Origin of the sequence: Streptococcus oralis (assembly GCF_019929345.1) — a bacterium.
GTDB lineage: Bacteria > Bacillota > Bacilli > Lactobacillales > Streptococcaceae > Streptococcus.
In genome coordinates this window covers 40,983-66,692 of record NZ_JAHZPJ010000015.1, presented here as the reverse complement: position 1 = coordinate 66,692, position 25,710 = coordinate 40,983, and the positions used below count along the sequence as shown (strand labels likewise).

At 38.8% G+C, this 25,710-nt stretch carries 30 protein-coding genes and 1 pseudogene; 29 read left to right on the top strand and 2 right to left on the bottom strand.

Annotated features, from left to right (window positions below):
* The 16 genes and pseudogenes from K1I97_RS09300 to brnQ all read left to right on the top strand — a co-directional run.
* Nucleotides 1-366, top strand: a 366-nt coding sequence (locus tag K1I97_RS09300; RefSeq protein WP_263284088.1) for a hemagglutinin, incomplete at its 5' end; no start/stop codon positions are given.
* A gap of 2 nt (nucleotides 367-368) precedes the next feature.
* Nucleotides 369-773, top strand: coding sequence for a hypothetical protein (locus tag K1I97_RS09295; RefSeq protein WP_223332270.1), 405 nt, complete (start codon nucleotides 369-371; stop codon nucleotides 771-773).
* 121 nt (nucleotides 774-894) lie between these two features.
* Nucleotides 895-1,569 (top strand): hypothetical protein, encoded by a 675-nt coding sequence (locus K1I97_RS09290; protein ID WP_223332269.1) that lies wholly within the window; start codon nucleotides 895-897, stop codon nucleotides 1,567-1,569.
* 238 nt (nucleotides 1,570-1,807) lie between these two features.
* A pseudogene (locus K1I97_RS09285) lies at nucleotides 1,808-2,278 on the top strand (hypothetical protein).
* A gap of 9 nt (nucleotides 2,279-2,287) precedes the next feature.
* Complete coding sequence (gene imm48, locus K1I97_RS09280) at nucleotides 2,288-2,674, top strand: Imm48 family immunity protein (protein WP_223332267.1); 387 nt, start codon at nucleotides 2,288-2,290, stop codon at nucleotides 2,672-2,674.
* 2 nt (nucleotides 2,675-2,676) lie between these two features.
* On the top strand, nucleotides 2,677-2,817 hold the full coding sequence (locus K1I97_RS10230) for an HNH endonuclease (protein WP_317628041.1): 141 nt from the start codon (nucleotides 2,677-2,679) through the stop codon (nucleotides 2,815-2,817).
* Nucleotides 2,814-3,269: an SMI1/KNR4 family protein gene (locus K1I97_RS09270; RefSeq protein WP_223332266.1), complete on the top strand. Its 456-nt coding sequence runs from the start codon at nucleotides 2,814-2,816 to the stop codon at nucleotides 3,267-3,269. Before K1I97_RS10230 ends, K1I97_RS09270 begins: the two co-directional genes overlap by 4 nt.
* 239 nt (nucleotides 3,270-3,508) lie before the next feature.
* On the top strand, nucleotides 3,509-4,906 hold the full coding sequence (locus K1I97_RS09265; RefSeq protein WP_223332265.1) for an HNH endonuclease: 1,398 nt from the start codon (nucleotides 3,509-3,511) through the stop codon (nucleotides 4,904-4,906).
* Nucleotides 4,903-6,669 (top strand): AAA family ATPase, encoded by a 1,767-nt coding sequence (locus K1I97_RS09260; protein ID WP_223332264.1) that lies wholly within the window; start codon nucleotides 4,903-4,905, stop codon nucleotides 6,667-6,669. The genes K1I97_RS09265 and K1I97_RS09260 overlap by 4 nt, the downstream gene beginning before the upstream one ends.
* 67 nt (nucleotides 6,670-6,736) lie before the next feature.
* Nucleotides 6,737-7,591, top strand: coding sequence for a metallophosphoesterase family protein (locus K1I97_RS09255; protein ID WP_223332263.1), 855 nt, complete (start codon nucleotides 6,737-6,739; stop codon nucleotides 7,589-7,591).
* Nucleotides 7,592-7,644: 53 nt separating this feature from the next.
* Nucleotides 7,645-7,776 carry a hypothetical protein gene (locus tag K1I97_RS10210; protein WP_263284087.1) on the top strand — a complete coding sequence of 44 codons (132 nt, stop codon included), beginning with the start codon at nucleotides 7,645-7,647 and terminating at the stop codon, nucleotides 7,774-7,776.
* Entirely contained in the window at nucleotides 7,763-8,368 is a 606-nt protein-coding gene (locus K1I97_RS09250) for a nitroreductase family protein (protein ID WP_223332262.1), read from the top strand. Before K1I97_RS10210 ends, K1I97_RS09250 begins: the two co-directional genes overlap by 14 nt.
* Nucleotides 8,369-8,380: 12 nt before the next feature.
* Nucleotides 8,381-9,781, top strand: a complete 1,401-nt coding sequence (gene pepV / locus K1I97_RS09245) for a dipeptidase PepV (protein ID WP_223332261.1) — start codon at nucleotides 8,381-8,383, stop codon at nucleotides 9,779-9,781.
* Between the two features lie 53 nt (nucleotides 9,782-9,834).
* Nucleotides 9,835-10,425: a uracil-DNA glycosylase family protein gene (locus tag K1I97_RS09240; RefSeq protein ID WP_223332260.1), complete on the top strand. Its 591-nt coding sequence runs from the start codon at nucleotides 9,835-9,837 to the stop codon at nucleotides 10,423-10,425.
* On the top strand, nucleotides 10,422-10,709 hold the full coding sequence (locus K1I97_RS09235; RefSeq protein ID WP_223332259.1) for a rhodanese-like domain-containing protein: 288 nt from the start codon (nucleotides 10,422-10,424) through the stop codon (nucleotides 10,707-10,709). Before K1I97_RS09240 ends, K1I97_RS09235 begins: the two co-directional genes overlap by 4 nt.
* Nucleotides 10,710-10,893: 184 nt before the next feature.
* Nucleotides 10,894-12,219, top strand: coding sequence for a branched-chain amino acid transport system II carrier protein (brnQ, locus tag K1I97_RS09230; RefSeq protein WP_223332258.1), 1,326 nt, complete (start codon nucleotides 10,894-10,896; stop codon nucleotides 12,217-12,219).
* 48 nt (nucleotides 12,220-12,267) lie between these two features.
* On the opposite strand, the gene K1I97_RS09225 is transcribed toward brnQ, so the two are convergent.
* Both K1I97_RS09225 and K1I97_RS09220 read right to left on the bottom strand, forming a co-directional pair.
* Nucleotides 12,268-12,819, bottom strand: coding sequence for a DUF1307 domain-containing protein (locus tag K1I97_RS09225; RefSeq protein WP_223332257.1), 552 nt, complete (start codon nucleotides 12,817-12,819; stop codon nucleotides 12,268-12,270).
* 318 nt (nucleotides 12,820-13,137) lie between these two features.
* Nucleotides 13,138-13,689 carry a DUF1307 domain-containing protein gene (locus tag K1I97_RS09220; protein WP_223332256.1) on the bottom strand — a complete coding sequence of 184 codons (552 nt, stop codon included), beginning with the start codon at nucleotides 13,687-13,689 and terminating at the stop codon, nucleotides 13,138-13,140.
* A 134-nt stretch (nucleotides 13,690-13,823) separates the two neighbouring features.
* On the opposite strand from K1I97_RS09220, the gene K1I97_RS09215 reads away from it, so the two are divergent.
* The 13 genes from K1I97_RS09215 to K1I97_RS09155 all read left to right on the top strand — a co-directional run bounded on the left by K1I97_RS09215 (nucleotide 13,824) and on the right by K1I97_RS09155 (nucleotide 25,577).
* Nucleotides 13,824-14,861: a M42 family metallopeptidase gene (locus K1I97_RS09215; protein ID WP_223332255.1), complete on the top strand. Its 1,038-nt coding sequence runs from the start codon at nucleotides 13,824-13,826 to the stop codon at nucleotides 14,859-14,861.
* 1 nt (nucleotide 14,862) lies between these two features.
* Nucleotides 14,863-15,324: an HIT family protein gene (locus K1I97_RS09210; RefSeq protein WP_223332254.1), complete on the top strand. Its 462-nt coding sequence runs from the start codon at nucleotides 14,863-14,865 to the stop codon at nucleotides 15,322-15,324.
* 14 nt (nucleotides 15,325-15,338) lie between these two features.
* Nucleotides 15,339-16,055 carry an LD-carboxypeptidase LdcB/DacB gene (gene ldcB / locus K1I97_RS09205; protein WP_223332253.1) on the top strand — a complete coding sequence of 239 codons (717 nt, stop codon included), beginning with the start codon at nucleotides 15,339-15,341 and terminating at the stop codon, nucleotides 16,053-16,055.
* 122 nt (nucleotides 16,056-16,177) lie between these two features.
* Nucleotides 16,178-16,603 carry a 50S ribosomal protein L11 gene (gene rplK / locus K1I97_RS09200; RefSeq protein WP_001085808.1) on the top strand — a complete coding sequence of 142 codons (426 nt, stop codon included), beginning with the start codon at nucleotides 16,178-16,180 and terminating at the stop codon, nucleotides 16,601-16,603.
* 97 nt (nucleotides 16,604-16,700) lie between these two features.
* Entirely contained in the window at nucleotides 16,701-17,390 is a 690-nt protein-coding gene (gene rplA, locus K1I97_RS09195) for a 50S ribosomal protein L1 (RefSeq protein WP_001085675.1), read from the top strand.
* Nucleotides 17,391-17,463: 73 nt separating this feature from the next.
* Nucleotides 17,464-17,901: a GNAT family N-acetyltransferase gene (locus K1I97_RS09190; RefSeq protein WP_223332252.1), complete on the top strand. Its 438-nt coding sequence runs from the start codon at nucleotides 17,464-17,466 to the stop codon at nucleotides 17,899-17,901.
* 118 nt (nucleotides 17,902-18,019) lie between these two features.
* Complete coding sequence (locus tag K1I97_RS09185) at nucleotides 18,020-18,532, top strand: adenine phosphoribosyltransferase (RefSeq protein ID WP_001049316.1); 513 nt, start codon at nucleotides 18,020-18,022, stop codon at nucleotides 18,530-18,532.
* 186 nt (nucleotides 18,533-18,718) lie between these two features.
* On the top strand, nucleotides 18,719-19,663 hold the full coding sequence (gene metA, locus K1I97_RS09180) for a homoserine O-acetyltransferase MetA (protein WP_223332251.1): 945 nt from the start codon (nucleotides 18,719-18,721) through the stop codon (nucleotides 19,661-19,663).
* Nucleotides 19,664-19,671: 8 nt separating this feature from the next.
* Nucleotides 19,672-20,349: a DnaD domain-containing protein gene (locus K1I97_RS09175; protein ID WP_223332250.1), complete on the top strand. Its 678-nt coding sequence runs from the start codon at nucleotides 19,672-19,674 to the stop codon at nucleotides 20,347-20,349.
* 96 nt (nucleotides 20,350-20,445) lie between these two features.
* The gene (tpiA, locus tag K1I97_RS09170) at nucleotides 20,446-21,204 is read left to right on the top strand and encodes a triose-phosphate isomerase (protein WP_223332249.1); all 759 of its coding nucleotides are present in this window, start codon (nucleotides 20,446-20,448) and stop codon (nucleotides 21,202-21,204) included.
* A gap of 178 nt (nucleotides 21,205-21,382) precedes the next feature.
* Nucleotides 21,383-23,119, top strand: coding sequence for an ABC transporter ATP-binding protein (locus K1I97_RS09165; protein ID WP_223332248.1), 1,737 nt, complete (start codon nucleotides 21,383-21,385; stop codon nucleotides 23,117-23,119).
* Nucleotides 23,120-23,127: 8 nt separating this feature from the next.
* On the top strand, nucleotides 23,128-24,909 hold the full coding sequence (locus K1I97_RS09160) for an ABC transporter ATP-binding protein (RefSeq protein WP_223332247.1): 1,782 nt from the start codon (nucleotides 23,128-23,130) through the stop codon (nucleotides 24,907-24,909).
* Nucleotides 24,910-25,058: 149 nt separating this feature from the next.
* Complete coding sequence (locus tag K1I97_RS09155; protein WP_084971555.1) at nucleotides 25,059-25,577, top strand: Dps family protein; 519 nt, start codon at nucleotides 25,059-25,061, stop codon at nucleotides 25,575-25,577.
* Nucleotides 25,578-25,710: the final 133 nt, after the last annotated feature.

The following is a 25,710-nucleotide window of genomic DNA, read 5'->3' as shown; positions in this document are numbered from 1 at the left end:
ACCAAAAAGATTCAGCAATTTTCTGTCGAACACAGACAAAAGATTCAGAACTTTGAAGGAAGAGGTGGGGGAAGAACGATTCCTACACCTGTAAATAATATGCAGGAATTTTTTGAGACTGATTTTGGTGAACAGTTGAAAAAATCGGTTAGAAAAACAAAGAGACACTATGATGGACAAGCTATTTATGAGGTAGTAGACAAGAGTATCCCAGGTCTTAAAAAAGGTGATCAGATATACTTGGATGGTATACATAAAGATCATATTGAGGTATTTGATAAGAGAGGTAGATTTAAAAAAGTTATTAATCTAGATGGATTAGTTAATGATATTAAAACAAAGAGCGCATTGGGAAGGAACATTTAAAAATGAAAGAAGTATTGGAAAAAATTTATCATATTTGTTCATCACTAAACGAAAAATTTAATGGTGAACTCCTTAATCAGGAGAACTTAGATGATTTTATCGAAGATATTCAAGAAGATTGGGATTCAAGTGTTAACCAATTAAAAGCTGGACTTGAGCTTTTAGAAAATCAGATTCACTCTATTGAATCTTCAGAAAACAAGTTTTATACGAATGGGATTCTTGAGACTGTTTGGGGGCTTAGACGGCTGGAGGTCTTAATGGATGATGCCGATAAATTGATAACAAAACTTAATAAAAAATTTTTGTTTAAAAGTGGAGAAATCACTCAAGAAGAATACCTAGACGATGGTATCTTAAATGTTGAGGTTATAGATGAAGAAGAGGATGAGCCAGGGGAAATCTAGTCATCTCTACAAGCGTAATTTTAATATAGTCCAAACCATCCATATTCATGGATGGTTTAAACGTTTTCGAAGTTTTTTTGTTATACTATATTTATCTCTTTAATATTTTATAGTCAGTCAAATGATTGGTCACCTTGGAAACAAATACAAAGCTTTCCGAGCAAGTAAAACTGGCAATGTTGATATTCGTAGTGGTGAAGCGACTAGCTTTAAAACTAACATCAAAGACCGAGTCCGCACAGCCTGGACGGACATCAAGACCAAGGCAGGCGATGTCAAGGTTCAAGTAGGAGAAGGTTTTGATAACTTCAAGAACCGTGTTTCCAATATGAAGAATCGAGCCATGGCTTCAGGGGCAGAGAAGGTATCTGAAAAACTTGAGAATCTCAATGCAGAGTTAGGAGTTCGAAGGAAGAACTTCCAGCGAAATCTGGCAGCCATGCAAGGACAACGAGAACTGGAGTTTCAATTATCAGGAGAAACTCCTGGAATTGGTGTGACCGCCAACTATTCAGAAAGACTGGAGAACCTGACTAAAAAGATTCAGCAATTTTCTGTCGAACACAGACAAAAGATTCAGAACTTTGAAGGAAGAGGTGGGGGATGCCGTGATTCAAGAACTAAACTAGACGACGGTATCTTGGTGGAAGCTTATAAAATCCTGAGAAAAAATAAAGCAATTTCAGGGCAAGCACATCATTTAAATCAGAATGCTGCTTTTAAAGATGTAATACCACATAAAGAAGGGCTTTCAATAAAATTGGAAGTCCTCACTACAAAGCCCATGAATCCTTAGAGCAATTCTGGGATTAGTATAGAAAGGGTGGGGAACTTCATTGTACCCGTCCAACTATGGCAGAATATAACATTGCTTTAGAGAAATCATTAGTGGATGCAGAACTTACGCCAAATCAAGCCAAGGATGTTGTATCCAAAGCTATGGAACAGCAGGTTTCTTAGGGACTAACAGCTGAAAAATTTGTTCCTAGAATACCAGGAAAAATGAATCTTCCCAAAATAAAATAGAGGTTTTTATGAAAATATATGATGATGTTATTAAAAATTTGATTTCGCTCCCCTTTTTAAAGGAAAACAGAGAAACGACTGTTCCTATCAAATAGATAAATAAACTGCAGGAAGCAGAAAAGAGTATCAATAGTTTGAAGTGGGAGAATTTTGTCTTAGGAAAAGATGGTGATTTTAGTGTTTATCTTTTTAAAAACCAGAGTGACATTTATAAACACTGGAATTCACTGGCAAATAATGCAAAAGAGGAAATAATTCCTGAAATTGAAACACGATTAGATAGCCTGATCGGGGAAGGTAAACTGGTAGCATCCATGAAAGATCAGATTAAATTTGATATCATTGGCATAGCTATCTACTTGACCATCAAAAAAGAGGTGCCCCAAGCTGAGTCAACATTTTATGATGATTTGTATGCTTTATATCAAGCAGGCTACATTCCTTGCGGTTATACCAAGGGGTACTATAAGGTTTTATAAGGTGAAAACATGAAAGAAAACACTGTAAATGAAGCTATCGAAATGGTCGATAAATTTTTAAGTTTAGTCACGATCGATTTGGATGAGGATCTTGATAGACAGCTAGCAGCAGCTTATATCTTTGGAATGTTAAATGGGAAGGCACAAAAGGATTCTATTTCACCAGAAAATGTCCAAGCCTTGGTGATTCGAATTGGTATTGAGAAACTTCAATATACTCCCGAGGTAGCCTTTGAAATGACACAATTTGTCATTAATGCAACAGATAGAGAATTTCATCCAACAGTCAATGCGATTATTCATAGAGGTTTAGAAGGATATTTTCTATATTCTGATCGCCAATTTAAGGTTCTTGCTGATGATTTTAAGGAAATTGTTCAGGTAGTGAAAAGCTAGGTATCACAGTCAATAAGCTCGATTTTATAATTGGACTTATTCTTTATCAGGATGGGAAAACTTTACAAGAGGTTCCGACTAAAATTCATACACAGTTTACTCACAGAGGTGGTTTTTCAATTATTAAGAAAGGGAAACAATGAACATTATAGAAAATTTAAAAACATTTGGGAATTTAAATAAATCAGAACTTAATTCATTGGAAGATACATTGGGAATCTCTCTTCCTACAGATTATAAAGAATTTTTGTCAAAAACAAATGGTGGATGTCCAAAGAATAATTATTTAGTATTAAATACTCCAAGCTTAAAGGAAGAATTGTTAATTAATTTCTTTTTAGGCATAAACAACGATGAGAATTTTAATATAATCGGCTGGAATAATGATTATAAATCTGAAATACCAATTTCTACTTTTATATTTGGTATAGAGTATGGAGGTGGAATGCTTATTCAGATTACTGAAGGAGAGGATAAAGGAGTCTATTTTTGGGATAGTAACTTTAGTCTATCCGAGACTTCTGATGATGAAAATGTATTTTATATAGCTGATACATTTTCTGATTTTTTATCTCTAATTAATATTGAGAAATAATGTTAAAAATCTAGGGAAGGAAATCTCAAAAGTATCAAGAGCATTGAACCATCCAAATTTAAATTGCACCTCCAAAGTTAGATTTTTCTGTCTAACTTTGGGGGTGCAGTTCACCATCCCGTCCTTTGTTAGAAGTTGCTGAGCCTTTAGTAGAGTTTGATAGTTAATATATAAAGCAAGACCGTGAAAACGGTCTTTTGTGGTATAATTATGATTAAACTAAGGTTTAGAGGTGAAAAATGATTCCGATAAAAAAGAGCAATTCTAAACAAGTATATGAATTTTGTCGTGATATTTATGAGAAATTACCAGAAAAAGACGAATTAGATATGTTAATTTTTAAGAATTTTGGATCTCACAATGGATTGGAAGACTATTTTACACAACAAGATAGAGCCTTTCTAAAACTTATGATGGCGGACTACTCTACCTTACTAAACGTAAAGGAAAAAATAGATAGCTCATCTGATGTTGAATGGGTTTTTAAAATACATGTGGAGAAATTTTCTGATTTGGTTAATCAAATTTATAGTCATTTAAAAAACGATTTTATAGAAAAGTGTGATGAGGAAATTAAGCAGTTAAAAATAGGGTATATTAGAGGAGTAAGTACTAGTATTAATCTGAAAAGAATATTATCATATGAGACTGATGATAATCTAGATAAAATCCGAAAAAAGAAAAATTTGACTGATAATATACGGATTATTGTTGATAGAACAAAGAATACAAGAGAATTTATCGACTTGATTAAGAAGAATTTAAAATCTGAATTCTTAAAGGACTTTGAAGATATATTTCCGGATAAAATGGATACTTTGGTTGAAATGATGAGCTCAAAAAAATCGTTTAATGATTTAGTGCAAAGTTACAAGTTTGATGGAATTCATACTAAAAAATCTCATACAGTATTGAAGGATTATGTTGTTGAACGATACAAAGAAAAGTTGGAATCCTATTATAATAAAATAGACAAAAAAGAGTTAGTTCGCATAACTAGTGTCACAGTTTGTCCATATTGTAATCGTAATTTTATTAATGTGACGGAAGAAGCAAATACGAGCCAATTGGATCATTTTTTCCCTAAGAATGAATATCCTCTATTCGCTTTATGTTTTTACAATCTGATTCCTTCTTGTTATGGTTGTAATAATAAAAAGAGTACGAGTAAATTTTATGTCTCTCCCTATGATGAAAGTATAACTGATATTGATGAATTGTTGAAATTTTCTTTGAATATAAAGTCTGCAGATTTTATTAATAATTCAGAAAGTATTGATATTATAATCAAGGATGACATATCGGAGGAGGAGTTAAAACAATTAGAAAGTAAGGATAAATTAAGTGTCAGACAGAAATTATTAAAGGATAAATATGTGATTGATACAAGAAGTCTATATAAACTACACACAGATGTTGTCCAAGAATTATTGTGGAAGCAGGAAGTTTATAGTAATAGCTATAAAATTAAGTTAGAAGAAATTTTAGCTACGTCCGATAAAAAGTTTTCAAAATATGAGATAGATAGAATGATAGTTGGTTATTATACAGATAAAGAAAATTATGGGAAAAGACCACTTTCAAAAATGGTTACAGATATTAGCAAAGAAATTGGACTGGTAGGAGAAGAAGAATGAAATTAATTGCTTTGGTAATTAAACAGTATAACAAGCTTTTTGAAGAACAGATAATTAATTTCTCAGACGAATATAAAGTAAATTTTGATTTTGAAACGAATGAATTAAAAATTGATAAAAATCCATACTATATTGAAAACTTTTATGGAGAGTCTATTTATAATATTTCACCAATAGTTGGGATAAATGGGACTGGAAAGACAACGATTTTAAATTTAATCGGTACTTACTCGCCAGAAAATTACCAACAAGACCCGGATAATCAGTATTTTTTCCTTTTTGAAATAGGAAAACAAGAAGACAAAGTAAGATTTAAGGTTTCTTCCAATAATTTATCTGTTGCAACACTACAAGAATGTTGGGGCCAGACTTTTTACAGAAATCAAGATGGAAGTTTTGATTGTGATCCAGAGTATTATGATGATACTAAAAATATCTTATACGTTAATCTGCAAAGTAAGGGAGGAGGAACTATTGGTTATCGGACAACATTGAATCAAGAAGGATTAGCAATGTTTATACATTCATACCTGTGGTTAAGCGATCGTAAAATTATTAATTCAGTTTTATCTTGTTCATTAGAGATTGAATCCCATAGTTTAAAAGATAATACTAACCCAATTCCGAGAGGGATAAAAGCCATAGGATTTTTAATATATAAGTCCATACATAATATTTTTTATGAAAAGAATGAAATTATAAAGAAACTATTATCTGAATCTATAGTGTCTAAATGTGAAAAATATTTAACGGAAGATGTTTCTGATTATGAGAACTTTGGAATTAATTTACTTTTAGAGATAGTAAAGGAATTAGACAAAAATGAGGTAAAGGATGAAACAAGGAAAATTAGAAAAGAGTATGTTGAATCAATAATTACTATTGTTAATATTTTTATAGAAATCCGAGAAAATGGTTCCTTAATTGATAGTAATTCTGCTTCAATTTTGTTAAAATACTCGAATAATAATAGATCTTTATATGAAGAACTTAATGACAGACTATTTCAGCATACAAAATCGAAAAAATTAGTAGATAAGTTTTGTTATGATTTAAATGAAAACTTTAATAATTATTATTTGTTAAAAGAGACTCCTAATTATCATATGTCAACTGGGGAAGGGAACTTAATTGAAATTTTTTCACAACTTTATTCGTATTTACTGATGTATGAAAAAAATGATGAGGATATTATACTTCTAGTTGATGAATTAGAAACAGGAATGCACTTAGAATGGTCTAGGAGATTAATTAAAATTCTGATTAATAATCTTTCTGAAATATTGGAAGACGAGGGAAAAGGTAGGGAGATTCAACTCATCTTCACAACTTATTCTCCCTATATGTTATCTGATATTAAACCAGGAAATGTGATTATGATTGAAAAAAATCAAGAAACGGGATATTCAGAAGGAAAAGTTTTGCAAAATACTTTCGCTAAGAATATACAAGAAATCATGAAGGAAAATTTGATTGATAATATTTATGGTGATTTTGCCTTAGCAAAGATTAATTCTATGATTGAAAGACTTAATGAAAAAGAGGAGCATGAAGGAAATGAAGAAGAACTATTAAAAGAAATTCATTTGATTAGCGAGCCTATTCTTCGTAATAAATTATTAGAGATGTATGATAAGAAATATGATACCTCAGAATTTAGTATTGAAAAACAACTACAGAAGTTGAATCTGAATGAGGAACAACGCCAGCAGGTCAGAGCAATGATTGAAGCAAATATAAGTAATGCCGATGCGGATAAATAAGTTTGTAAAAAAAATAGTTTGAATTATCAATACAATCATTTGAAAATAAACAATAGAAAGTAATAATATGAAACATAAAATCGCAATTCTATCTGATATACATGGGAATACCACGGCCTTGAAGGCAGTTCTGTCAGATGCTAAAAGACAGGAAGCGACAGAATATTGGCTTCTGGGAGATATTTTTCTACCTGGTCCAGGTGCAAATGACTTGGTCGCTCTGTTAAAGAAACTTCCTATCACAGCAAGTGTTCGAGGCAATTGGGATGATTGTGTCTTAGAGGCTTTAGATGGGCTATATGGCTTAGAAGACCCACAGGAAGTCCAGCTCATGCGATTGACCCAGTTTTTGATGGAGCGAATGGATCCTGAAACGATTGACTGGCTACGAAACTTACCTATGCTAGAAAAGAAAGAAATTGATGGGCTGCGCTTTTCTCTTTCTCATAATTTGCCAAATAAGAACTATGGTGGTGACTTGTCTGTTGGGAATAACACAGATAAATTTGACCAACTCCTAGATGAGGAAACAGACGTGGCAGTCTATGGCCATGTCCACAAGCAGTTGCTTCGTTACGGCAGTCAAGGGCAACAAATCATCAATCCAGGTACGATTGGCATGCCCTATTTTGATTGGGAGGCGTTAAAAAATCACCGTGCCCAGTATGCCGTGATAGAAGTGGAAGATGGGGAATTGGTAAATATTCTATTCCGGAAAGTTTCCTATGATTATGAAGCAGAGTTAGAATTGGCCAAGTCCAAGGGTCTTCCTTTTATCGAAATGTATGAAGAACTACGTCGAGATGACAACTATCGGGGGCACAATCTAGAACTCTTAGCTAGCTTAATAGAAAAGCATGGGTATGTAGAGGATGTGAAGGAATTTTTGGAGGCTATAAAGTCAGAATATAAGATAGACTAGTTTCTTTACCCTCCTGAAAATTAGTTGGAACTGGATGGGGGGACTTGATTAAAATGATGGACTTCGTTTGGTGGCTCATCCTTGTTCCAATTTCTTTCCATGAAAAATCTCTGCAAGCTCTTTCAAAATATGGTAGAATGGAAGCAGTAGAATTAGAAAAGGAAATCGATTATGAAATTTCTTGAATTAAATAAAAAACGTCATGCGACCAAGCATTTCACTGATAAGCCGGTGGATCTCAAAGATGTGCGTACGGCTATCGAAATCGCAACCTTGGCCCCAAGTGCCCACAATAGCCAACCTTGGAAATTTGTGGTCGTTCGTGAGAAAAATGCTGAATTGGCAAAATTAGCTTATGGTTCGAACTTTGAGCAGGTATCATCAGCATCTGTAACCATTGCCCTATTTACAGATACAGACCTAGCCAAACGCGCTCGCAAGATTGCCCGAGTTGGCGGCGCTAATAACTTTTCTGAAGAGCAACTTCAATACTTTATGAAGAATCTGCCTGCCGAGTTTGCGCGTTACAGTGAACAACAAGTCAGCGACTACCTAGCCCTCAATGCAGGTTTGGTTGCTATGAACTTGGTTCTCGCTCTGACAGACCAAGGAATCGGTTCTAACATTATTCTTGGATTTGATAAATCAAAAGCCAATGAAGTTCTAGACATCGAAGACCGTTTCCGCCCAGAACTCTTGATTACGGTGGGTTATACAGATGAAAAATTGGAACCAAGCTACCGCTTGCCAGTGGATGAAATCATCGAGAAAAGATAGAAAGAAGAAAAAATGACAGCAATTGATTTTACAGCAGAAGTAGAAAAACGCAAAGAAGACCTCTTGGCTGACTTGTTTAGCCTTTTGGAAATCAACTCAGAACGTGATGACAGTAAGGCGGATGCTGAGCATCCATTTGGACCTGGTCCAGTAAAAGCCTTGGAAAAATTCCTTGAAATCGCAGACCGTGACGGCTATCCAACTAAGAATGTCGATAACTACGCAGGACATTTTGAGTTTGGTGAAGGAGAAGAAGTTCTCGGAATCTTTGCTCACATGGACGTGGTGCCAGCTGGTAGTGGTTGGGACACAGATCCTTACACACCAACTATCAAAGACGGTCGTCTTTATGCGCGTGGAGCTTCAGACGACAAGGGGCCTACAACAGCTTGTTACTATGGTTTGAAAATCATCAAAGAATTAGGCCTTCCAACTTCTAAGAAAGTTCGCTTTATCGTCGGAACAGACGAAGAATCAGGCTGGGCAGACATGGACTACTACTTTGAACATGTAGGACTAGCAAAACCAGACTTTGGCTTCTCTCCAGACGCTGAGTTTCCAATCATCAATGGTGAAAAAGGAAACATCACTGAATACCTCCACTTTGCAGGTGAAAATACAGGTGCTGCTCGTCTTCACAGCTTCACAGGTGGATTGCGTGAAAACATGGTACCTGAATCAGCAACAGCAGTCGTTTCAGGTGACTTGGCTGACTTGCAAGCTAAATTAGATGCCTTTGTTGCGGAGCACAAACTTAGAGGAGAACTCCAAGAAGAAAACGGCCAGTACAAGGTGACTGTGATTGGTAAATCAGCCCATGGTGCTATGCCTGCTTCAGGTGTCAATGGAGCTACTTACCTAGCACTCTTCCTCAGCCAGTTTGACTTTGCAGGACCTGCAAAAGACTACCTCGACATCGCTGGTAAGATTCTCTTGAATGACCATGAGGGTGAAAATCTCAAGGTGGCTCATGTGGATGAAAAGATGGGTGCCCTTTCTATGAATGCCGGTGTCTTCCGCTTTGATGAAACAAGTGCTGACAATACGATTGCTCTTAACTTCCGTTATCCAAAAGGAACAAGTCCAGAACAAATCAAGTCAATCCTTGAAACCTTGCCAGTTGCTTCTATTAGTCTTTCTGAACACGGCCACACCCCTCACTATGTACCAATGGAAGATCCACTTGTGCAAACTTTGTTGAATGTCTATGAAAAACAAACTGGACTTCAAGGTCATGAACAAGTCATCGGTGGTGGGACCTTTGGTCGCTTGCTGGAACGTGGGGTTGCCTACGGTGCCATGTTCCCAGACTCTATTGACACCATGCATCAAGCCAATGAATTTATCGCCTTGGATGATCTCTTCCGAGCAGCAGCAATCTATGCCGAAGCTATTTATGAATTGATCAAATAAAACGATAGAAGTCTGAGATTTTATGCTTGGACTTCTTTTTGGAGGGAAAACAGATGTCTCAAATCGAAAGAATAAAGCAGGCCATTATGGCGGATCCACAGAATGCCAGCTATACAGAACGCGGAATCGAACCTCTCTTTGCGGCGCCAAAGACTGCTCGCATCAATATTGTCGGACAAGCTCCGGGCTTTAAAACGCAAGAAGCTGGAATTTACTGGAAGGATAAGAGTGGTGATCGTCTGCGTGAGTGGTTAGGTGTTGATGAAGACACCTTTTACAATTCAGGGTTGTTTGCAGTTATTCCCATGGACTTTTATTTCCCAGGACATGGGAAATCAGGCGACCTTCCACCTCGTACAGGTTTCGCAGAAAAATGGCACCCACAACTCCTCAAGGAATGTCCAAACATTGAATTGACCCTCTTGATTGGCCAATATGCCCAAGCCTATTATTTACATGAGAAAGTTAGTGGCAAGGTAACAGAGCGGGTAAAACGCTACAAAGACTATCTACCAGAATTTTTCCCTCTGGTGCACCCGTCACCACGAAATCAAATCTGGATGGCTAAAAATCCTTGGTTTGAGGCAGAAGTGGTGCCAGAATTGAAAAAAAGAATTAAAACGATTTTAGGAGAAAAAGAATGAAAGAAATTACCTTTGACGCATTTTACCAGCTTTATCAAAATGAGAAACTTTCTCTAGTGGACGTGAGAGAAGTAGAAGAGTTCGAGACGCTTCATTTAGAAGGTGCTCAGAACCTACCACTTAGTCAATTAGCTGATATCTATGATCAATTGGACAAGGACCAGTTGCATTATGTCATTTGCAAATCTGGGATGAGGTCAGCTCGTGCTTGCCAATTCTTAGAGGAACATGGATACAAGGTCATCAATGTCCAAGGTGGAATGACGGCCTTTGAAAATCTTTAAACCTCTATGGCGATAGATCCTAATCTTCCCTTGCTCGGTTCCAACTGAGTTAGGGATTTTGTTTTTAGATAATTCTTATTTTTAAAAATATTGAAAACATTCAATGATTAATTTTGGATACTTTTTTCAGAGTCTTAATCATGGTATACTAGGTCAGTATTTTAGAAATATGAAGGAGATTATTATGGCTAAAAAAGGTGCCCTAACAGGCTTGCTCCTGTTTGGAATATTTTTTGGTGCGGGGAACTTGATCTTTCCGCCTTCTCTAGGTGCTTTATCTGGAGAACAGTTTCTTCCTGCCATCGCAGGTTTTGTCTTTTCAGGTGTCGGTATTGCCGTCTTGACACTTATTATTGGAACACTAAACCCGAAAGGATACATTCACGAGATTTCTAAGAAAATCTCACCTTGGTTTGCGACACTTTATCTTGCAGTCCTCTATCTATCGATTGGTCCCTTCTTTGCCATTCCGCGTACAGCCACAACAGCTTACGAAGTTGGGATTAGTCCCCTCTTATCCGAAGCAAACAAAGGTCTAGGATTGATTGTCTTTACTGTGCTTTACTTTGCAGCGGCTTATTTGATTTCGCTTAATCCATCAAAGATTTTGGATCGAATTGGACGTGTTTTAACGCCAGTCTTTGCCTTGTTGATCGTTATCTTGGTTGTACTAGGTGCCTTCAAATACGGTGGAACAAGTCCTCAAGCGGCTTCAGCTGCTTATCAAGCTTCTGCCTTTGGTACAGGTTTCCTAGAAGGTTATAATACCTTGGATGCCCTTGCCTCAGTGGCTTTTAGTGTGATTGCTGTTCAAACCTTGAAACAACTTGGATTCTCCAGTAAGAAAGAATACATTTCAACTATTTGGGTGGTTGGTATCGTTGTAGCTCTTGCTTTCAGCGCTCTTTACATTGGTTTAGGATTCCTTGGAAATCACTTCCCAGTACCAGCAGAAGTGATGAAGGGTGGAACACCAGGTGTTTATATCTTGTCGCAAGCAACTCAGGAAATCTTTGGTTCAACAGCTCAACTCTTCCTTGCTGTTATGGTAACTGTAACCTGCTTCACAACGACAGTTGGCTTGATTGTGTCGACAGCGGAGTTCTTTAACGGACGTTTCCCACAAATCAGCTACAAGGTCTATGCCACTGCCTTTACCTTGATTGGATTTGCTATTGCCAATCTTGGACTTGATGCAATTATTAAGTATTCAGTTCCAGTACTGGTAATCTTGTACCCAATCACCATCGCCATTGTGATGATCGTGATTGTGAATAAGTTTGTCGCTCTATCAAAACCGGGCATGCAATTAACCATTGGGCTTGTTACAGCGATTGCTCTTGCAAGTGTTCTTGGAAGTTCCTTTAAGATTGAGTTTCTAGAAAATCTGGTTAATGCACTTCCGTTTGCATCAGCCTCTCTTCCGTGGCTAGTGCCAGCTATTATCGGAATCTTGCTTTCCTTGGTTCTACCAAACAAACAGGAGAGTGATGTTTTTGAGATGGAATAAAAAAATTCTTGGTCATCGACCAAGAATTTTTTGTATGAGAACGAGTCATTAGTTGGTTTGTTCAGTATAACCAGCCTCTTTAAGCTTTTTTTTCGAAGCAGCAAAGCTTACACGGTTTCCAATACCATAATATTCATTCGGCATTGCTTTTTTCAGTTCGTCAAGACTTGCGACAGACATGTCAACCTCGATGTTTTGGATGACTTTCCTATCTTGGATTTCAACTTTTTGTGTCACCCCTTTGACTCCTTCGTAACCTTTATAAGTATCGTCAACAATTTCCTTAATACCTTCCGCGGTATTATTAAGTATTTCAGGGTCAAGTACATTATGAACAGTTTGTTTTACAACGTCATCTCCCTTCACAGTATAAGTCAAGGTAGAATGGATTCCAGGTTTGCTGTTGTGGACAAATGTGTGGGTTTCTGTATCATCTTTCTTTTCAGATGATTGTTGGCTATTTTGTTTGTTCTTGCTTGACTGAGTTGTTTTGTCTTCTTTGGTACTGCTGCTAGCAGGTGTAGATGCTTGTTTGGAACATCCGAGTAGGAGGACAAGTGAAGCCACTAGGGCTAGTGAAGTTTTAACATAAGTTTTCATAGAATTTCCTTTCATAATCAAAGTATTTTATATTATAACATGATTCTACTTCAAAATCAACTTGACCTATCCTTTCATATGACTTGACATGACAACGAATAGAAACTAGTCTGACGATTAAAGTTTTGTCTCTATCTGTTTCAAAGGTCTTTTATCGTATGGATTGAAAAGGGGATAAAGTTTCAAATGCATTTTTTATGGAATCGGGAGGAGTCTATTAGACTCATCGGTTAGGGATATAGTAAAATACCCCAAGAGTTAGAGCTGTGTCTAACTTTTGGGGTGGTCCTACACTAGTCTATATAAAATTTTAGGAGATTAGTTCGTCTTTTCAGTGAATCCCATTTTCTCTAGTGCTTTTTTAGAGCTTGAAAAACTTACACGATTTCCGATACCAGAATATTCTTCAGGGAGTGCTTTTCTAAGTTCGTCAAGGCTTGCAGTTGAGAAATCAACTTCGAGATCTTGAACAACTTTTCCATCTTTGATTTCAATGGTTTGTTTAACACCTTTGAGTCCATTATAACCTTTGTACTTTTCTTCGATAAAACTCTTGACATCTTCTGGAGTTGCACCAAGGATTTCAGGATCTGCAACATTCTGAGCGGTTTGCTTGGTAACATTGTCGCCTTCTACAGTATAAACCAAGGTAGAAGTGATTCCAGGATTGCTTTTATTGACAAAAGTATGTGTCTTGGCTGTTTCTTTCTTCTCAGAAGATTGTTCAGTGCTTTGCTTGGTCTCGCTTGACTGAGCAGTTTTATCTTCTTTGGCACTGTTACTAGTAGGTGCTGATACTTGTTTAGAGCACCCCATTAGAATGAGCAAAGCAGCAGCAAGGGCAAGTGATGTTTTAAAGTAAGTTTTCATACAATTTCCTTTCGTAATCAAAGTATTTGTATTATAACATGAATCTATATTGAAAGCAACTAAACACAGTTTTTTTCCTTTTGAGAAGGAGTCTGACTAGAAAAATGTTATAATGGTAGGAAAGAGGTGAAGAAATGAATCAGACTATAAACTATATCAAAGAACTAACCGCTATTGCATCTCCAACAGGCTTTACTCGTGAGATCTCAGATTATCTAGTCCATACTTTAGAGAAACTTGGCTACCAGCCAGTTCGTACAGCCAAGGGTGGTGTCAATGTGACCATTAAAGGTCAAAATGATGAACAACAACGCTATGTGACTGCCCATGTGGATACGCTGGGTGCTATTGTTCGTGCAGTCAAACCGGATGGCCGTCTCAAATTGGATCGTATCGGTGGTTTTCCTTGGAACATGATTGAGGGAGAAAACTGTACAGTCCATGTGGCTAGCACAGGTAAAAAGGTATCTGGAACCATCCTCATCCATCAAACTTCTTGCCATGTCTACAAGGATGCAGGAACTGCAGAACGTACGCAGGACAATATGGAAGTGCGTTTGGATGAAAAAGTGACCAATGAAAAAGAAACGCGTGCCTTGGGCATCGAGGTCGGTGATTTTATCAGCTTTGATTCACGTACTGTCGTGACAGAGACTGGTTTTATCAAGTCTCGCCATTTGGACGATAAAGTCAGTGCAGCGATTTTACTCAATCTTCTTCGTACTTATAAGGAAGAGAAGATTGAATTGCCAGTAACAACTCATTTTGTTTTTTCAGTCTTTGAAGAGGTGGGCCACGGTGCCAACTCCAATATTCCAGCTCAGGTAGTGGAATATCTAGCTGTCGATATGGGAGCTATGGGCGATGACCAGCAGACGGATGAGTACACAGTGTCTATCTGTGTCAAGGATGCTTCAGGTCCTTATCACTATGACTTTCGTCAACATTTAGTGGCTTTAGCAAAGGAGCAAGATATTCCATTTAAGCTAGATATCTATCCATTTTATGGTTCGGATGCTTCCGCAGCCATGTCCGCAGGAGCAGAGGTCAAACATGCCCTCCTTGGAGCGGGTATTGAGTCCAGTCACTCTTACGAACGAACACACATTGATTCAGTAGTGGCGACTGAGCGTATGGTTGATGTTTATCTCAAGAGTGCATTGGTAGACTAATATGTGCTTGATTTGTCAAAGAATTGAATGGATCAAGGCAGGGGAAAATCCCTACTTTGTAAAAGAACTAGAAACAGGCTATGTTGTCATTGGAGACCACCAATACTTTAAGGGCTATACCTTGTTTTTAGCAAAAGAGCATGTCACAGAACTTCACCATATGGAGACTTCTGAAAAACTGCGTTTTTTAGAGGAAATGAGTTTGGTCCAAGAAGCTGTTGCCAAAACGTTTAAAGCTGAAAAGATGAACATTGAACTTCTAGGAAATGGAGATGCCCATGCTCACTGGCACCTCTTTCCAAGACGGTCAGGTGATATGAAGGGTCATGGACTTAATGGCCGTGGTCCAGTCTGGTGGGTGCCATGGGAAGAAATGGCGGCAGAAGATTGCCAAGTACAATCGCCTGAACTGGAAGAGATGATTAAAGCCTTATCCGATGAACTAGAGAAGCATTTGGTCTAAGAGAGGAAGAAAAAATGAAGAAAAGATACATCGTTTTATCTAGTTTGCTAGCAGTAACCCTAGCAGCATGTGCTCAAGAAAAACCTAAAAATGAAGAAAACACTCAAAAGACGGAGCAAAGCAGTCAACCTGAGGGAACTGTAGGAAGTAAATCCCAAGCTTCTAGTCAGAAAAAAGCAGAAGTTGTGAATAAGGGAGACCACTATAGTATCCAAGGGAAATATGATGAAATCGTCGTAGCCAATAAGCACTATCCTTTGTCAAAAGACTACAATCCAGGAGAAAATCCAACAGCTAAAGCAGAGTTGGTCAAACTCATTGCAGCCATGCAAGCAGCTGGCTACCCAATCAGCGATCATTACAGTGGTTTTAGAAGTTATGAAACTCAAACCAAACTTTATCAAGACTATGTCAATCAAGACGGTAAGGAAGCAGCTGATCGCTACTCAGCTCGACCAGGTTATAGTGAACACCAAACAGGTCTTGCTTTTGATTTGATCGGGACTAATGGAGAATTGGTGACAGAGGAGAAGGCAGCCCAGTGGCTCTTGGATCATGCAGCTGACTATGGCTTTGTTGTGCGCTATCTCAAAGGCAAGGAAAAAGAGACTGGCTACATGGCAGAAGAATGGCATCTCCGCTACGTTGGAAAAGAAGCCAAAGAAATTGCTGCAAGTGGCCTTAGTTTGGAAGAGTACTATGGCTTTGAAGGCGGAGATTACGTCGATTAAAAAAGTAATTTTTCTCTTGCATTTTTAGATAAATAGTGTATAATAGATGGGTATGTGTAAAGCATACTTGTGGGAGGTAAAAATCTTTAATTACCGCCAAAACCACAAAGGAGGATTTAAAAATGGCTAAAAAAGTCGAAAAACTTGTAAAATTGCAAATCCCTGCTGGTAAAGCTACACCAGCTCCACCAGTTGGACCTGCTCTTGGTCAAGCTGGTATCAACATCATGGGATTCACAAAAGAGTTCAACGCTCGTACAGCTGACCAAGCTGGTATGATCATTCCAGTTGTTATCTCAGTATACGAAGACAAATCATTTACTTTCGTTACAAAAACACCACCAGCTGCTGTTCTTTTGAAAAAAGCTGCAGGTGTTGAAAAAGGATCAGGTACACCTAACAAAACTAAAGTTGCTACAGTTACTCGTGCACAAGTACAAGAAATTGCAGAAACTAAGATGCCAGATTTGAACGCAGCAAACATTGAGTCTGCAATGCGTATGATCGAAGGTACTGCTCGTTCTATGGGATTCACTGTTGTTGACTAATCAATAACACCCCCAATATAACCCGCAAGACTTCATCATTTCGAGAAGTGACGTGGGAGATGAAAATCGATTGAACCACTTACAAGGAGAATAGAAAATGGCTAAAAAAAGCAAACAACTTCGTGCTGCACTTGAGAAAATCGACAGCACAAAAGCGTACAGCGTAGAAGAAGCTGTAGCACTTGCAAAAGAAACTAACTTTGCAAAATTTGACGCAACTGTAGAAGTTGCTTACAACTTGAACATCGACGTTAAAAAAGCTGACCAACAAATCCGTGGAGCAATGGTATTGCCAAACGGTACTGGTAAAACTTCACGCGTTCTTGTTTTCGCACGTGGTGCAAAAGCTGAAGAAGCAAAAGCTGCTGGTGCAGACTTTGTTGGTGAAGATGACCTTGTTGCGAAAATCAACGACGGTTGGTTAGACTTCGACGTAGTTATCGCTACACCTGACATGATGGCTCTTGTTGGACGTCTAGGACGTGTCCTTGGACCACGTAACTTGATGCCAAACCCTAAAACTGGTACTGTAACAATGGATGTTGCTAAAGCAGTTGAAGAGTCTAAAGGTGGTAAAATCACTTACCGTGCTGACCGTGCAGGTAACGTTCAAGCAATCATCGGTAAAGTATCATTTGAAGCTGAAAAATTGGTTGAAAACTTTAAAGCTTTCAACGAAACAATCCAAAAAGCAAAACCAGCTACAGCTAAAGGAACTTACGTAACAAACTTGACAATCACAACTACTCAAGGTGTTGGTATCAAGGTTGACGTGAACTCACTTTAATTAACTAGAATCTCTGGCTTCGGTCAGAGTTTTTTTATTCAAATCTATTAACAAAGGATTGGAGGAAATAAAATTGTTGAGAGAAGCTGTACAGGAGGATTTATTTGAGTTATTAAATCTCTACCTGTCCTTACATGAGAAAGAAATCCCAGAAGATAGTCTTCATTTGCAGCAAGTATGGAGTGAGATGATTTCTGACCAGCGCCATCATGTTATCGTGAAAGAGGTGGAAGGAAGAATAGTCTCCTCCTGTATTTGTGTCATTATTCCCAATTTGACAAGAGGTGTGAGACCCTATGTTTTGATAGAAAATGTGGTGACCCGAGAAGAAGATAGAGGGAAAGGGTATGCAAGTGCCTGTCTTGAATATGCTAAACAAATAGCTAAAGAGGAAAATTGTTATAAGATGATGCTCCTGACAGGTTCTAAAAATGCAAGTACTCAGAATTTTTATAAGGGAGCAGGTTATAATAGTGAAGATAAAACAGCCTATATTCAGTGGTTGGATTAAAACTTGAATCTTAAATCAGCAGGACGAAATCTTGGATTAGCAAATAAAAATCTTCTATTTCTTCTTTCACAGAAAATATGGTATAATAGAGAGTAAAAACTTTGAAAGAAAGAAAAAGATGAATTTAAAAGATTATATCGCAACGATTGAAAATTATCCTAAGGAAGGTATTACCTTCCGTGATATCAGCCCTTTGATGGCAGATGGGAATGCTTATAGCTACGCTGTTCGTGAAATCGTTCAGTATGCAACGGACAAAAAGATCGACATGATCGTGGGTCCAGAGGCTCGCGGATTTATTGTTGGCTGCCCAGTTGCTTTTGAGTTGGGAATTGGCTTTGCACCTGTTCGTAAACCAGGGAAATTGCCACGTGAAGTCATTTCTGCTGACTATGAAAAAGAGTATGGTATTGATACCTTGACCATGCACGCGGATGCGATTAAGCCAGGTCAACGCGTTCTCATCGTAGATGATCTTTTGGCAACAGGTGGAACTGTCAAGGCAACAATTGAGATGATTGAAAGACTTGGTGGAGTTGTAGCCGGTTGTGCTTTCTTGATTGAGCTGGATGAGCTTAAAGGCCGTGAAAAAATCGGAGATTACGATTACAAGGTACTTATGCATTATTAATGAAAAACAGTCCTTGGGGCTGTTTTCTCTTCTTTTGCTATATAAATTAACTATAGCTAGTTAGAGAAAAACTATAATTGAAAACTATATCTTCATACAGTATAATAAAGGGAAGAAGTATTTGGAGGTTTTTACTTTCAAACAGACAACATCATTCCCGAAATAGAGAACTGTTAGGAGGGTATTATGCCGATTCGAATTGATAAAAAATTACCAGCTGTGGAGATTTTAAGGACAGAAAATATCTTTGTTATGGACGACCAACGGGCCGCTCATCAGGATATTCGCCCCTTGAAGATTTTGATTTTAAATCTCATGCCTCAAAAAATGGTAACAGAAACGCAACTCTTACGGCATTTGGCTAATACCCCTTTGCAATTAGATATTGATTTCTTATATATGGAAACACATCGTTCCAAGACAACTCGTGCCGAACATATGGAAACCTTCTATAAGACCTTTCCAGAGGTCAAGGATGACTTTTTTGATGGAATGATTATCACAGGAGCACCAGTGGAGCATTTGCCTTTTGAGGAGGTAGATTACTGGGAAGAATTCAAGCAGGTCATCGAATGGTCCAAGACGCATGTTTTTTCAACCCTCCATATCTGTTGGGGAGCGCAAGCAGGTCTTTATGTTCGCTATGGCGTTGAGAAGCACCAGATGGATCGGAAACTATCAGGAATTTATCCACAGGACACCTTAAAAGAAGGGCACCTTCTTTTTAGAGGTTTTGATGATCGCTATGTAGCTCCTCATTCTCGTCATACTGAGATTTTAAAAGAAGAAATCTTAAACAAGACCAATCTGGAGATTCTGTCAGAAGGACCTGAGGTTGGGGTTTCTATCCTGGCTAGTCGAGATTTGCGTGAGATTTATAGTTTTGGTCATTTGGAGTACGATCGTGACACTTTGGCAAGAGAGTATTTTCGTGATTATGAGGCGGGACTCGACCCTCATATCCCAGAGAACTACTTTAAAAATGATGATGTAAATGAGACGCCCTGTCTCTGTTGGTCTTCATCAGCTGCCCTCTTTTTCAGCAATTGGGTAAACTATGCAGTTTATCAAGAAACCCCTTTTGACTGGAGAAAGCTAGAGGATGATGCGGCTGCATTTGGATATCTATAAGAGGAATTATGACATATTTTGACGCTTTTAAATCAGGGAACTTGGTTTTACCAAGTGCCCTTCTCTTGCATTTTAAGGAACTCTTTCCTTCCAGCGAGGATTTTCTCGTCTGGCAATTTTTCTATTTACAAAATACCACAGCCTTAGGAGATGTTTCGCCTAGTCAGATTGCTGAAATCATTGGGAAAGAGGTGGCAGATGTCAACCAATCTATTTCAAATTTGACTGAAAATGGTTTGCTACAATATCGGACCATTGAACTAAATGGGGAAATTGAGCTGATTTTTGATGCTAGTTTGGCTTTTGAACGCTTGGATAACTTGCTAGACAGCCAAACTCCAGCTACAATTGCCCCAAACCCGCAGAATCAGTTGAAAGATCTGGTTGAAACTTTTCAGCAGGAATTGGGTCGCTTGTTAACGCCATTTGAAATCGAAGATCTTTCCAAGACTGTCAAAGAAGATGGAGTTAAGACGGATTTGATCAAGGAAGCTCTCCGAGAGGCCGTTCTCAATGGCAAGCCAAACTGGAAATATATTCAGGCAATTCTACGAAACTGGCGTCATGAAGGTATCCAGTCTGTGGCTCAGGTGGAGGCCAAACGAGCAGAGAGAGAAGCAAACAATCCTAAACAAGTTCAGGCTTCGGCTGATTTCCTTGATGCCATGAATTTGTGGCAAGAGTAGCCGCTTGAAAAATCTTGAAAATTAGAGTAAGGTTTGCAAGCTCCTTATAAATATGATAAAATAATAGAAAATAAAATGAAAAAAGAGGTATGTGAAATGTCACGTAAACCATTTATCGCTGGTAACTGGAAAATGAACAAAAATCCAGAAGAAGCAAAAGCATTCGTTGAAGCCGTTGCATCAAAACTTCCTTCATCAGACCTTGTTGAAGCAGGTATCGCAGCTCCTGCAGTTGATTTGACAGCTGTTCTTGCTGCTGCTAAAGGTTCAAACCTTAAAGTTGCTGCTCAAAACTGCTACTTTGAAAATGTAGGTGCTTTCACTGGTGAAACTAGCCCACAAGTTTTGAAAGAAATCGGTACTGACTACGTTGTTATTGGTCACTCAGAACGTCGTGACTACTTCCATGAAACTGACGAAGATATCAATAAAAAAGCAAAAGCAATCTTTGCGAACGGTATGCTTCCAATCATCTGTTGTGGTGAGTCACTTGAAACTTACGAAGCTGGTAAAGCTGCTGAATTCGTAGGTGCTCAAGTATCTGCTGCATTGGCTGGATTGACAGCTGAACAAGTTGCTGCATCAGTTATCGCTTATGAGCCAATCTGGGCTATCGGTACTGGTAAATCAGCTTCACAAGACGACGCACAAAAAATGTGTAAAGTTGTTCGTGACGTTGTAGCTGCTGACTTTGGTCAAGAAGTTGCGGACAAAGTTCGTGTTCAATACGGTGGTTCAGTTAAACCTGAGAACGTTGCTTCATACATGGCTTGCCCAGACGTTGACGGTGCCCTTGTTGGTGGTGCGTCACTTGAAGCTGAAAGCTTCTTGGCATTGCTTGACTTTGTAAAATAATCTAGTTTTTTCCAGACAGACAGTCAAAAGTATCAGGTAACTTTGACTGCCTGTCTTGTTTTTACTTGGAGTATTCTTGTGAAAGAGGAATTTTTCCGACTAGGGAAGTTCCTTAGGGAAGGAAAGGCGTGCGGATGCGCGCTCTTTTCTGTATCAAAAGGTTATGAAAGGGGGAGTTATGCTCTATATTTGGTCTTATTTGAAAAAATATCCCAAGTGGTTATTCATGGATTTCTTTGGAGCAGTTTTCTTTGTTGTCGTCAATCTTGGATTGCCAACTGTTCTGGCTCGGATGATTGATGAAGGTGTGAATAAAGGGAATGAACAGCAATTGTATGTTTGGGCTGCAATTATGCTGGTGATTATCCTATGTGGAACCTTGGGGCGTATAGTCTTGGCTTATGCTGCTAGTAAGCTGACGACCAATATGGTCAAGGATATGAGAGATGATCTCTATGCCAAATTACAAGAGTATTCTCATCATGAGTATGAAAAGATTGGAGTGTCTTCACTGGTTACTCGTATTACCAGTGATGCCTTTGTTCTCATGCAATTTGCAGAACAGACCTTAAAACTGGGTGTCATCACTCCCATGATGATGCTGTCTAGTATCTTAATGATCTTCCTAACCAGTCCGTCATTAGCCTGGATAGTGGCCTTTGCAGTACCTTTCTTGGCTGTGGTGGTCATTTATGTAGCGGTCAAGACTCGACCATTATCAGAGAAACAGCAAGCTACCTTAGATAAGATAAACCAATATGCCAGGGAAAATCTAATGGGACTCCGTGTCATTCGTGCCTTTGCCCGTGAGGAGTTTCAAGAGGAACGCTTTGCAGGACAAAATGCAGTCTATGCAGCCAATTCCAATCGTCTGTTTAAACTAACCGGTTTGACGGAACCCTTGTTTGTTCAGATTATCATTGCCATGATTGTAGCTATTGTCTGGTTTGCTCTGGACCCTATCAAACAAGGAAGCTTGCAAATTGGGGACCTAGTAGCCTTTATCGAATATAGTTTCCACGCCCTCTTGTCCTTCCTTTTCCTATCCAATCTCTTCACCATGTATCCTCGTACAGCCGTTTCGAGTGAACGGTTGAAAGAAGTCATGGACATGCCGATTTCCATTGATCCAAATGAAGGAGGTATCAGAGAAACTGAAACTCACGGCTATTTGGAATTTGAAAATGTCACCTTTGCCTATCCTGGCGAGACGGAAAATCCTGTTTTGCATAACATTTCTTTCAGCGCTAAACCGGGTGAAACTATTGCCTTTATCGGATCGACTGGATCAGGCAAGTCCTCTCTTGTGCAATTAATTCCTCGTTTTTACGATGTCACGCTTGGGAAAATCAAAGTTGATGGTATCGATGTGAGAGATTATCGCCTCAAGTCTCTCCGTCAAAAGATTGGTTTTATCCCGCAGAAGGCCTTGCTCTTTACCGGAACTATCGCTGAAAATATCCGCTATGGGAAGGAGGATGCTAGTCACAAAGACCTACATCAGGCAGCGGACGTGGCGCAAGCCAAAGATTTTATCGAAAGCCGAGAAGAAGGCTTTGCGACTCATCTAGCTGAAGGCGGAAGCAATCTTTCTGGAGGACAGAAGCAACGTCTCTCAATTGCCCGAGCGGTTATAAAGAATCCTGATATCTATATTTTTGACGATTCTTTCTCAGCCTTGGATTATCGTACGGATGCTATTTTACGCCGTCGTCTCAAGGAAGTCACTCAAAATGCTACAGTTTTAATTGTCGCTCAACGTGTCGGAACCATCATGGATGCGGACCAGATTATCGTTCTTGATAAGGGAGAAATCGTGGGTCGCGGTCGACATGAGGAATTGATGGAAACCAATGACATCTATCGTGAAATTGCTGAGTCGCAGTTGAAAAATGCATCTCTAACAGAAGAATAGGAGGAAATATGAAAACACAATCTAGTTTGGCTCGTTTGTGGAGCTATTTAAAAGCCTACCGTTTTTCTGTCTTCTTTGCCGTCTTTCTAAAAGTTTTAAGCGTAGTCATGAGTGTCTTGGAGCCTTTTGTATTGGGGTTAGCCATTACGGAGTTGACAAAGAATCTCTTAGATATGGCTAATGGTCTTGCAGGCGCTCATATCAATACTGGCTACATCGGAACTGTTTTAATCATTTACCTCTTTAGAGGTCTCTTATATGAACTTGGGTCTTATTATTCCAACTATTTCATGACCAATGCGGTCCAGTCTATGACTCAGGATCTGCGAAATGAAATGACTGAAAAGCTCAATCGTATCCCAGTATCTTTCTTTGACAAACACCAGTTTGGTGATTTATTGGGACGCTTTACTAGTGACGTTGAGACAGTGTCTAATGCTCTTCAACAGTCTTTTCTTCAAATTGTCAATGCTGTTTTGACGATTGTCCTCGTCATGGGAATGGTTTTATACCTGAACTTTCAACTGGCTATAGTGGTGATTCTATCCATCCCAGTGACTTATTTTGGTGCCAGAAGTATCCTGAAACGTTCTCAGCCTTATTTTAAAGAACAGGCAGCTATTTTAGGACGGATGAATGGCTATGTGCAGGAAAATCTCACAGGTTTTAATGTTTTGAAACTCTATGGTCGTGAGGAAACTTCTCATAAAGAATTTTCTAAGATTACAGACAACCTCCAACGTGTTGGTTTTAAAGCTAGCTTTATCTCTGGACTCATGATGCCAGCCCTTCATGCTGTATCGGACTTGACCTATCTGATCGTTGCGGTTCTTGGTGGTTTGCAAGTGATTGCGGGTCGTTTGACAGTGGGGAATATGCAGGCCTTTGTTCAGTACGTTTGGCAGGTCAGTCAGCCTATCCAAAACATCACACAACTTGCGGGTCAAATGCAAAGCGCCAAGTCTTCGTTAGACCGCATCTTCGACATCTTGGATGAGACAGAGGAAGTCAAGGGAGAAGAACTCGAAATCCTTGAACCCTTAACAGGTCAGGTGACCTTCCAACATGTTGATTTCCAGTATGTTGAAAACAAACCATTGATACGAGACTTTAATCTGGAAGTTCAACCAGGAGAGATGGTGGCGATTGTTGGTCCTACTGGAGCTGGTAAGACGACCTTGATCAATCTGCTTATGCGCTTTTACGATGTCACAGCAGGCGCAATCTTGGTTGACGGGCAGGATATTCGTCAGTTGTCACGACAAGACTACCGCCGTCAGTTTGGGATGGTCTTGCAGGATGCTTGGCTTTTTGAAGGGACAATCAAAGAAAACCTACGTTTTGGAAATCTCGATGCCAGTGACGAGGAAATAATAGAAGCAGCTAAAGCAGCAAATGTAGACCACTTTATCCGAACTCTTCCTGGTGGTTACAACATGGAGATGAACCAAGAGTCAAGCAATATTTCCCTCGGGCAAAAACAACTCTTGACCATCGCGCGTGCTCTCCTAGCCAATCCTAAAATTCTCATTCTGGATGAAGCGACTTCCTCTGTTGACACCCGTTTGGAACTCTTGATTCAAAAAGCCATGAAACGCTTGATGAAGGGAAGAACCAGCTTTGTCATCGCTCACCGTCTCTCTACTATTCAAGAAGCAGATAAGATTCTCGTTCTTAAGGATGGACAGATTATTGAGCAGGGAAATCATGAAAGCTTGCTCCAAGCAAAAGGCTTTTATTATGACTTGTACCAAAGCCAATTTTCAAGTAAGTCTGGACAATCCAGCTAATCAAAACTGTCTAGACTATTCTTAAATTATCAGTCTATTACAACTTTTTTAATATGAGTTAATTCCCTTGCTTTTGTATACCAGGAGTAGTATACTTAGGTAGTAATCAATAAATTGGTTACAAAAATAATATTTACGAGGTAAGAAAAATGGTTGAATTGAAAAAAGAAGCAGTAAAAGACGTAACAACATTATCTAAAGCAGCGCCAGTAGCATTGGCAAAAACAAAGGAAGTATTGAACCAAGCAGTAGCGGACTTGTATGTGGCTCACATTGCCCTTCACCAAGTTCACTGGTATATGCGTGGTCGTGGTTTCCTCGTATGGCATCCAAAAATGGATGAATACATGGATAGCCTTGATGGCTATCTTGACGAAATTAGCGAACGTTTGATTACCCTTGGTGGCAAACCTTACTCAACTTTGACAGAGTTCCTTCAACACAGTGAAATCGAAGAAGAAGAAGGAGAATTCCGTAACGTTGAAGAAAGCTTGGAACGTGTTCTAGCTATTTATCGCTACCTCATCACTCTTTTCCAAAAAGCTTTGGATGTAACTGACGAAGAAGGCGATGATGTTACAAACGATATCTTTGTTGGGGCTAAGGCTGAGCTTGAGAAAACAGTCTGGATGCTTACAGCAGAACTTGGACAAGCTCCTGGTTTGTAAGATATAGTTGCTACCCCTTTTATCATGAGGTGCTTGATAAGTGCCCATGACCAATCATCTTTTAAAAGTCAGGTAACTGTAAAAAGGTGCATGACTTTTTTTGTCTGCTGGACTTCGGACACATTGTCAAAAG

Excerpts from the sequence above, each read along its gene's own strand:
- K1I97_RS09260 (WP_223332264.1), top strand. The coding sequence starts at position 4,903 with ATGAAATTAATTGCTTTGGTAATTAAACAGTATAACAAGCTTTTTGAA.
- metA (WP_223332251.1), top strand. The coding sequence starts at position 18,719 with ATGCCGATTCGAATTGATAAAAAATTACCAGCTGTGGAGATTTTAAGG.
- K1I97_RS09210 (WP_223332254.1), top strand. The coding sequence starts at position 14,863 with ATGTGCTTGATTTGTCAAAGAATTGAATGGATCAAGGCAGGGGAAAAT.
- K1I97_RS09255 (WP_223332263.1), top strand. The coding sequence starts at position 6,737 with ATGAAACATAAAATCGCAATTCTATCTGATATACATGGGAATACCACG.
- tpiA (WP_223332249.1), top strand. The coding sequence starts at position 20,446 with ATGTCACGTAAACCATTTATCGCTGGTAACTGGAAAATGAACAAAAAT.
- K1I97_RS09295 (WP_223332270.1), top strand. The coding sequence starts at position 369 with ATGAAAGAAGTATTGGAAAAAATTTATCATATTTGTTCATCACTAAAC.
- K1I97_RS09215 (WP_223332255.1), top strand. The coding sequence starts at position 13,824 with ATGAATCAGACTATAAACTATATCAAAGAACTAACCGCTATTGCATCT.
- K1I97_RS09235 (WP_223332259.1), top strand. The coding sequence starts at position 10,422 with ATGAAAGAAATTACCTTTGACGCATTTTACCAGCTTTATCAAAATGAG.
- pepV (WP_223332261.1), top strand. The coding sequence starts at position 8,381 with ATGACAGCAATTGATTTTACAGCAGAAGTAGAAAAACGCAAAGAAGAC.
- K1I97_RS09165 (WP_223332248.1), top strand. The coding sequence starts at position 21,383 with ATGCTCTATATTTGGTCTTATTTGAAAAAATATCCCAAGTGGTTATTC.
- K1I97_RS09175 (WP_223332250.1), top strand. The coding sequence starts at position 19,672 with ATGACATATTTTGACGCTTTTAAATCAGGGAACTTGGTTTTACCAAGT.
- K1I97_RS09160 (WP_223332247.1), top strand. The coding sequence starts at position 23,128 with ATGAAAACACAATCTAGTTTGGCTCGTTTGTGGAGCTATTTAAAAGCC.
- K1I97_RS09290 (WP_223332269.1), top strand. The coding sequence starts at position 895 with ATGATTGGTCACCTTGGAAACAAATACAAAGCTTTCCGAGCAAGTAAA.
- rplA (WP_001085675.1), top strand. The coding sequence starts at position 16,701 with ATGGCTAAAAAAAGCAAACAACTTCGTGCTGCACTTGAGAAAATCGAC.
- ldcB (WP_223332253.1), top strand. The coding sequence starts at position 15,339 with ATGAAGAAAAGATACATCGTTTTATCTAGTTTGCTAGCAGTAACCCTA.
- K1I97_RS09185 (WP_001049316.1), top strand. The coding sequence starts at position 18,020 with ATGAATTTAAAAGATTATATCGCAACGATTGAAAATTATCCTAAGGAA.
- K1I97_RS09220 (WP_223332256.1), bottom strand. The coding sequence starts at position 13,689 with ATGAAAACTTACTTTAAAACATCACTTGCCCTTGCTGCTGCTTTGCTC.
- K1I97_RS09250 (WP_223332262.1), top strand. The coding sequence starts at position 7,763 with ATGAAATTTCTTGAATTAAATAAAAAACGTCATGCGACCAAGCATTTC.
- K1I97_RS10210 (WP_263284087.1), top strand. The coding sequence starts at position 7,645 with ATGATGGACTTCGTTTGGTGGCTCATCCTTGTTCCAATTTCTTTCCAT.
- K1I97_RS09240 (WP_223332260.1), top strand. The coding sequence starts at position 9,835 with ATGTCTCAAATCGAAAGAATAAAGCAGGCCATTATGGCGGATCCACAG.
- brnQ (WP_223332258.1), top strand. The coding sequence starts at position 10,894 with ATGGCTAAAAAAGGTGCCCTAACAGGCTTGCTCCTGTTTGGAATATTT.
- K1I97_RS09225 (WP_223332257.1), bottom strand. The coding sequence starts at position 12,819 with ATGAAAACTTATGTTAAAACTTCACTAGCCCTAGTGGCTTCACTTGTC.
- K1I97_RS09155 (WP_084971555.1), top strand. The coding sequence starts at position 25,059 with ATGGTTGAATTGAAAAAAGAAGCAGTAAAAGACGTAACAACATTATCT.
- imm48 (WP_223332267.1), top strand. The coding sequence starts at position 2,288 with ATGAAAGAAAACACTGTAAATGAAGCTATCGAAATGGTCGATAAATTT.
- K1I97_RS09270 (WP_223332266.1), top strand. The coding sequence starts at position 2,814 with ATGAACATTATAGAAAATTTAAAAACATTTGGGAATTTAAATAAATCA.
- rplK (WP_001085808.1), top strand. The coding sequence starts at position 16,178 with ATGGCTAAAAAAGTCGAAAAACTTGTAAAATTGCAAATCCCTGCTGGT.
- K1I97_RS09265 (WP_223332265.1), top strand. The coding sequence starts at position 3,509 with ATGATTCCGATAAAAAAGAGCAATTCTAAACAAGTATATGAATTTTGT.